Source organism: Olegusella massiliensis, assembly GCF_900078545.1.
GTDB classification, from domain to species: Bacteria; Actinomycetota; Coriobacteriia; order Coriobacteriales; family Atopobiaceae; genus Olegusella; species Olegusella massiliensis.
This window is the reverse complement of record NZ_FLLS01000001.1, coordinates 42998-50838: the sequence shown is the minus strand read 5'-3', so window position 1 is coordinate 50838 and position 7841 is coordinate 42998. Positions and strand designations below refer to the sequence as shown.

Annotated in this window: 7 protein-coding genes and 1 tRNA gene; all 8 read right to left on the bottom strand. The window is 47.4% G+C overall.

Features of this window, described 5'->3' with window-relative positions; translation table 11 throughout:
• Positions 1-36 precede the first annotated feature (36 nt).
• Positions 37-113, bottom strand: a tRNA-Pro gene (locus tag BN4314_RS00265).
• A 161-nt stretch (positions 114-274) separates the two neighbouring features.
• On the bottom strand, positions 275-2080 hold the full coding sequence (locus tag BN4314_RS00260) for an ABC-F family ATP-binding cassette domain-containing protein (protein WP_068539145.1): 1806 nt from the start codon (positions 2078-2080) through the stop codon (positions 275-277).
• Positions 2080-3531: a bifunctional phosphopantothenoylcysteine decarboxylase/phosphopantothenate--cysteine ligase CoaBC gene (gene coaBC / locus BN4314_RS00255; protein ID WP_068539143.1), complete on the bottom strand. Its 1452-nt coding sequence runs from the start codon at positions 3529-3531 to the stop codon at positions 2080-2082. Before coaBC ends, BN4314_RS00260 begins: the two co-directional genes overlap by 1 nt.
• Positions 3528-4247, bottom strand: a complete 720-nt coding sequence (locus BN4314_RS00250) for a zinc ribbon domain-containing protein (RefSeq protein ID WP_068539141.1) — start codon at positions 4245-4247, stop codon at positions 3528-3530. Before BN4314_RS00250 ends, coaBC begins: the two co-directional genes overlap by 4 nt.
• A 32-nt stretch (positions 4248-4279) precedes the next feature.
• Positions 4280-5458 (bottom strand): cysteine desulfurase family protein, encoded by a 1179-nt coding sequence (locus BN4314_RS00245; RefSeq protein WP_068539139.1) that lies wholly within the window; start codon positions 5456-5458, stop codon positions 4280-4282.
• Position 5459: 1 nt separating this feature from the next.
• On the bottom strand, positions 5460-6137 hold the full coding sequence (gene rpe / locus BN4314_RS00240) for a ribulose-phosphate 3-epimerase (RefSeq protein ID WP_082911101.1): 678 nt from the start codon (positions 6135-6137) through the stop codon (positions 5460-5462).
• Positions 6138-6171: 34 nt separating this feature from the next.
• Entirely contained in the window at positions 6172-7176 is a 1005-nt protein-coding gene (locus BN4314_RS00235; RefSeq protein ID WP_068539135.1) for an NAD(P)H-dependent glycerol-3-phosphate dehydrogenase, read from the bottom strand.
• Positions 7176-7841 carry a glycerol-3-phosphate 1-O-acyltransferase PlsY gene (gene plsY / locus BN4314_RS00230; protein WP_068539133.1) on the bottom strand — a complete coding sequence of 222 codons (666 nt, stop codon included), beginning with the start codon at positions 7839-7841 and terminating at the stop codon, positions 7176-7178. The genes BN4314_RS00235 and plsY overlap by 1 nt, the downstream gene beginning before the upstream one ends.

Genomic DNA, 7841 nt, shown 5'->3' with positions numbered 1-7841 from the left:
AAAGGCCAGAGCATAAAGCTCTGACCTGCGCTTACGTGGTCGGGTGGACTGGATTCGAACCAGCGACCCCTTGACCCCCAGTCAAGTGCGCTACCAAGCTGCGCCACCACCCGTTTGCTCGTCTTATCGACGCGCGAGTAAGTAATTTAACACCCTATCAGAAATAATGCAAGTAGAAATATCACAACAATTCACATGAACATTGATAAACAAGCATCTCTTGAGCATCAGCGATAGTTGCAACACGCAAAAAAACCGTTCTCCTCATTTGCGCTCATGCCAATTCCAGCTTTTCTGCTAGCTCAAGCCATTCATCTTCAAGTTTGGAAACTTCTTGCTTGTTTGTGTTCAAATGCTCTTGAATGTTTAGCAAACCTTGATAATCCGTAGGATTATGTGCCGCTAGCGCATCTTGTAGCTCGTCTGTCTCTTCACGCAATTTTTTAAGACGACGCTCAACAGCATCAAAGCGCTTTTTTGCAGTACGACGCTCTTGATTACTCAATCCAGAGACGACCTGATTGGAAGCATCAGAGGCAACACTCTGCAAAGAAACCCCATTTACTCCAGCAGCTTTACGCTCATCCAAAAGGCACAAATATTCATCAACCCCACCTGGACAATGCCTAAGGTGTCTGTCGATAATCGCGTACTGATTGTCTGTGACACGTTCCATTAAAAAGCGATCGTGAGTCACAAGCAGCAAAGTCCCTGGCCAGCTATCAAGCAAATCTTCAACCACCGCAAGCATATCGGTATCAAGGTCATTGCCCGGCTCGTCCAGTATCAAAACATTAGGTTCCTGAAGAAGAACTGCCAAAATTGCGAGACAGCGACGCTGGCCCCCAGACAAATCTTTAATAAAAGTTGGCCAATCGGCACGAGTAAAGCCTAATCGTTCTGCCATCTGTTGCGGACTTTGGGGCTTTCCGCCAGTATAGTAAATCTGCTTAAACAAGCTCAATAAATCCTCTACCCGCTCGTCATTGTGTGCAGATAATTCTTCAAGCTGTTGGGACAGAACTGCCAGCTGAACTGTTTTGCCAATTTTTAGGAAACCAGTTGTGGGACGAAGCCTGCCACACATCAAGCGCAGCAGGGTTGACTTACCGGCACCATTTTCACCAAGAATACCTATACGATCACCTGGGCCTACAATCCAATTGAGACCCTCAAGCACGATCTGATCTTCAAAGCGCACACCAATATTTTTGAGTTCAAAGACCTGCTTTCCCAAACGCCCTACTGCAAGACGACACAACTCAACGCTATCGCGTACAGGAGGATCTTGTGCGAGTAAGGCACGTGCAGCCTCAATGCGGAACTTTGGCTTTGAACTGCGGGCCTTGGCACCATGAGCCAACCAATTGAGTTCTTTACGCAAAACATTTTGTCTACGTTCTTCAGATGCTGCCGCTTGTCTTTGGCGCTCAACACGCTGCTGAATATACGCAGAGTATCCACCCTCAAAAGGATCAATGATGCCATCGTGAACTTCCCACATATGTTCACAGACCTCATCAAGAAACCAACGATCATGTGTCACTACAAGCAGCGCACCAGTACCTGCAGGCCAGCGACGCGTCAGATGACCTGCGAGCCATCGAATTGCATGCATATCTAAGTGGTTGGTTGGCTCATCCATTAAGAGGACATCCCAATCACGAGACAACACGCGTGCAAGATCGACACGACGACGCTGACCACCTGAAAGCGTGCCCACCTGACTTTGCAAGTCAACGTCAACTAACAGCTCATCACAAATAGAACGGATTTTGGGATCTGATGCCCATTCATATTCGGGCGTATCCCCCATCACTGCATGAATAACCGTATCACCATCATCAAGGCTATCTGACTGCGTTAACATACCAACAGAGATAGTATTACGCCAAGTAATGCTTCCCGCATCTGGCTCGATCCGATGTCCAATGAGTTGCAACAGCGTGGATTTACCATCACCATTTCGACCAACGATACCAATACGTTCGCCTTCATTAATGCCTATTGTGGCATCATGTAAAACCTGTTTGCCAGGCCACTCATGTGCAACGTGCTCAAGTCCAACCAAAATGCCCATTACGTATATAACCTCGGTCTCACCACGGTTGCATCTATATCATTTTTTGAATCAGAATGAGATGTTTTATGAGCCGTCTCAGAAGTAGTTTTTGCTGCCAACATGTTTGCAATATGCTCAGCAAGAGCTCTTGCTACCTGGTGTTTGCTTAGCGTTGGAAGCTGCTCAACGCCATCTGCTGTAACAAAGCTCACCCTATTGGTATCCCCGCCAAAGGCAGAATCCTTTCGCGAAACATCATTTGCAACAATGAGGTCACAACCCTTCTTGGCAAGCTTTTCCTGTGCATTTTTAAGCAAATCATTAGTTTCTGCAGCAAAGCCAATAACCAAGCGCTCACCTTTATTTACAGAAAGACTTGCAAGAATATCTCGTGTGCGTACGAGTTTAATAGTATCGAGATTCTCACGACCTTTTTTGAGCTTGTGATCGGCAGGATCCGCGGGCTTATAGTCCGCAACTGCAGCGGCACAAATTGCAATATCGCAGTTCTCAAAAGCCTTGATCGTGGCTTGATACATTTCAGACGCAGATACCACGTCAATGCGGTTGACGCCCTCAGGCGTTGCAAGGCTAGTAGGCCCTGCTATAAGCGTCACCTCAGCACCAAACGATTTACATGCTTCTGCAATAGCAAAACCCATCTTTCCCGAAGAAGCATTGGCAATATAACGAACAGGGTCGATAGCTTCGTGCGTGGGACCTGCCGTGATAAGAACACGCTTACCAGCAAGCTTCTCCTGCATAGCTGCTGCATCTTCTTTATCTTGTTCGCCACAAGCAACCTGACCAAAAGACAAAAGCATGGTGCGATCAGGGTCTGTATCAAAACTGCGCAGAGCAGTACGCGCATCGAGAGCATCCATTACAGAAGCAAAAATTTCATTAATATCAGCAAGCTTACCGGCGCCCACATCACCACACGCAAGGCGCCCGTGGACAGGAGAAATAATACGTATACCCCTGCGCTCGAGCGTCTCAAGATTATCTTGGGTAGCCGCTGCCTGCCACATATGTACATTCATCGCAGGAGCAAGCAATAAAGGGGTATTTCGTGGCAAAGCAAGCAAAGTAGTTGAAAGCGCATCATCAGCAATGCCACAAGCAAGCTTTGCCATACTATTTGCTGTTGCCGGTACAACAACAGCCGCATCTGCCCACTCGGCAAGCGTGATATGAGGAATAGGATCGGATCCTTCAAAAAGCTTAACAAGTACCTCATGCTGCGTTAAAGCCTCAAAAGTCGCTACTCCCACAAACCGCTCTGCTTCGGGAGTTACACACACGCGCACTTCACAGCCCTGCTTTTGGAAGAGCCTGAGCAGCTCGCAGGCTTTATATGCGGCAATCCCTCCACTTACACCCAAAAGAATTTTTGGAGCAAGGGTATCCTCCTTATCAGGATAAGTCTGACGAGACAGCTGGGAATCTCGTTGTGAGGATTCACTCATGCCAGGGCTCCTTTAGTAATAAGGATACGATGACAATAGGGGCAAGTAGCAATCTCCGGACCACGTCTAAGATCACCAAAATCTGCAGGTTGTAATTTAACGCGACAAACAGACGGTACATTTCCGCGCAAGGCCTCCACTGCAAGACCGCCAAAGCGTTTACAAGCCTGCTCGTAACGCTTAATCACCTCTGCAGAAATCTCCGTTATTACTTGCGCACGCTCGTTCTTAAGCAAGCGTTCTTCTGCTCTTAAATCAGCACTATCCTTCTCAAAGGAATCCTTTTGCGCAGTCTTTTCAGCAACAAGACGTTCTGCCATAGCACGAGCATTTGATTCAGCTTTTTGAAGGCGTTCCAAAGCTGCAGCTTTTTCCATATAAGCATGCTCAAGCTTTTCTTGTTGCTTGGCCAAAGCAGATAAATGAGCCTCTAAATCGCGTGTTTGACGAAATCCCGCCTCGCGCGCGTGCGCCTCCGCCTTTACATTGGCAATCTTATCCAACACAAGCGCATGTTGAGATTCATTGTCGTCAAGCTCCATCTGAGCATCTTTAAGTTGACCCACAATAATGGTTGTTTGGCGCGCCAACTGACGCTGTGCACGAGCAATGGTCCCAAGCTTTTTCTGCTGAGGCATGGCATCAAGCTGAGCGTGAATTCTCATCAATTTGATATCTATATCTTGTAGGCGAAGCAATGCCTCTGGTTCGGCCATATGAATCCTCAATCTCTCAATGTTGGTATCCACTATTTATTTTTGTGATAGCGACCAACAACACTAATCAGTGCAGCAGCAAAATCATACAATTCATCATCGGAAACACGCTCATCAAAAGAAATACGCAGTGCACCCAACGCAAGGTCTCTAGGAATGCCCATGGAGAGTAATACGTGACTCGCATCAAGAGAACCCGAAGAGCACGCAGATCCCGCAGAAACCTCAAACCCCAGTTGGTCAAGACTTAAAACAAGGGTTTCAGAATCAACACCTTCAACAAGCACAGATACCAAACCAGGTAGACGGTCTGCGTTCATCAAAGCAGAAGTAGTAGGACGAATATGCGTACCTGGGGCGCAAATATAATCATAGAGGCGCTGTGCTCGTGCGCAAACAAGCACGCGACGCTCCGTCATATGTTCTATACAATCACAGGCAGCGGCTGCAAAGGCAAGAGCAGCACGCACTGGCTGAGTACCTGGACGCTTGCCTTGCTCTTGTCCTCCCCCAAAAGTTTGTGCACGAAAAGGTGTACGACCGCGAATAGCAAGGGCACCAATGCCCACAGGGCCGCCAATTTTGTGCGCAGCAATACTTACCGCATCAACATCATCCAACGCGAGTGGTATGCGACCAAATGCCTGCACTGCATCACAATGCATCAAGGCGCCAGCCTTATGAGCAGTCGTTGCAATCTGTGCCAAAGGCTGTATAGTGCCCACCTCGTTGTTTGCTGCCATAACAGATACGAGAGCGGTATGCTCATCACAATGCTTTGATACGGCCTCAACCGTAACCACACCATCACGATTGGGGCGCGCTAACTTAACTTCAAAGCCACGGTCATGAAGCGCCGGAATAACATCAATTTCTGAATCATGTTCAAATTCAGAAATCACAATAACTCTACGCTGACGATTACGACTTCGAGCACCTTCCGCCATACCATAAAGAGCAAGATTATTTGATTCAGTGCCCCCAGAGGTAAAGATGACATCTGATGGACGAAAGTGACCTCCCAAACAATGGGCAATATCACTTCGAGCACCATCGAGAGCGCGAGCGGCTTTCCTACCAAGCGTATGTAATGAATTAGGATTAGCGCCTGCAATTTCTGATGCTTCGTAGGCAGCTTCGGCATCTATGGCAGCTTTGCTCATAGGCGCAGAAGCCGCATAATCCAAATACACATAAGGTCTAGAAGACATGCTATGCCCTTTTCATTTGTCCACGTTGACCCGCAGCACGAATATCAGCAATGGCCTGGGCACGATTGGCTGCACCAAATATCGCAGAACCCGCAACGAGTAAATTGGCACCCGCAGATACTATCGCTTCAGCATTGCTTACACCAACACCGCCATCAACCTCAATAAGAGGATTGACTTGGTGCTTGCAGCAAAGCTGATGTAACTCACGTAATTTTTGATAGCTACCTTCAATAAAACTTTGGCCACCAAAACCTGGATTTACTGACATGATGAGTACTAAATCAACATAGTCAATAATGCTTTCAAGACAGTTCACGGGAGTGCCAGGATTGAGAACAACGCCTGCTTTTGCACCTGCATCTTGAATCTGTCTTACTAAGCGATGGGCATGAATTTGAGACTCCCAGTGAAAACTCACCATATCAGCGCCTGCCTGAAGGTAGTGAATAACCACTTCGTCAGGATTACTCACCATAAGATGCACATCAACGGGAAGTGTGCTTGTCTTTTTTACCTGCTTTAAAATGGGCAAACCAAAGCTCAGGTTGGGAACAAAATGTCCGTCCATCACATCAAAATGAATATAGTCGGCTGTGGAAATAGCTTCGATATCCTCACCTAGCTTCATAAAGTCAGCTGAAAGAAGGGATGGAGCAATGCGAACCTCATGTGTCATGAGTGTAACTCTCCTCATCTAGTAACTTACCTGTCTAATCAATGCCATAAAACTCTTTTCGAGGCGGCCTGCCCAAAAGGCTATCTATTGCCGAAGAAATATCTGCGTGTTCATACAAAATGGCATGAACACTCTCAGTAATCGGGCATTCAACTTTGAGCTGATGCGCAAGCTCAAGGGTGGAGCACGCAGCTCGCGCTCCCTCTACCACCATATGCGTACGACTCTCGTAATCACTGAGACTCTCCCCTGCTACAAAAGCCTCACCAAAACTGCGGTTACGTGAATGTGGAGAGGTACAGGTAGCAACAAGGTCACCCATGCCCGCAAGACCCATACAGGTCAATGGATCACCACCTGCAGCAACGCTGATGCGTCCAATTTCAGCAAGGCCACGGGTCATAAGTACCGCAAGAGTGTTGTCTCCTGCGCCCAGACCAACAGCTACGCCGCAGGCAATTGCGATCACATTTTTGATTGCAGCACACAGCTCGACGCCTTTGATATCTGTACTGGCATATGCACGGAAGCTGGGACTCATAAAGAGTGTTTGAAACAAGGCGCTAATCTGAGGATCTTCAGAGGCAACTACTGCTGCAGATACCTTGCCTCGACAGATTTCCTCAGCATGATTGGGACCAGACAATGCTGCAACTTTTGCCTTACCACCCAGCTCTTCTTCAACAACATCAGCCATAAGCATGCAGCTGCCCTGCTCGATACCTTTGGTAAGCACACATATAGGCATATCTTTTGCAATATAAGCTGCTATCTGCCTTGTAGTGTCTCTTAAAAAAGAAGAAGGAACGGCAATAACTACCGCATCTACATCAGCAATGCTTTGACAATCTAGCGTCGCACATACATTTGCAGGCAGGACGTAGTCACAAAGATGTCGAGGGTTGTGATGGTTTGTATTGATAGCATCTGCAACCTCAGCACTACGAGCGAGCAGTGTTACCTCATCTGCATTTACCGCAAGTAAACCCGCTGCAGCAGTACCCCACGAGCCAGTACCAATGACTGATACCTTGCTCATTATTTATCCTCCTCTTCGTGATGGAAAGAAAACTTCTTTTCTTCACCTCTAGCGAGTTTTGCAATATTGTCACGATGTGCCCAAATAACAATGCAAGCAGCAGTAACTAAGCCATACAGAGCCGAAGATGGAAACCCAAAACAAAGCGCCCAAAACGGTAGAGAAGCCGCCGCTGCAACCGAACCAGCTGATACAAAACGTGTGGGTACAACCACACAAATAAAAACTACTAAAAGACCTAGGGGTAAAGGAGCCCAAAGACCAAGGGAGGCACCAAAACCTGCAGAAATTCCCTTTCCACCATGAAAATGGAGATAGGGACTAAAGATATGACCACAAATACAGGCAAGATAAAAAAGACTTGACACCCAACCAAATGAAGTTTGGGGATTAGTCATGGCGTAGTCTCCACCAAAAGCAATGTTTGCAACCAACTGCCGTGCCAAGACCATGCAAAGCAAAGCTTTTGCAGCATCTGCAATCAGCGTCGCAACTGCCGCCTTTACTCCTACCGAACGCCCAACATTTGTAGCTCCAATGTTGTGTGAGCCTACACTGCGCACATCAATGCCATGCAGCTTGGCAATCACCAATCCAAAGGGGATGCCACAAACTAAATAACACAGAATCATTCCCGCCAACAGAGCAGCCATGAGAGGCGTCAT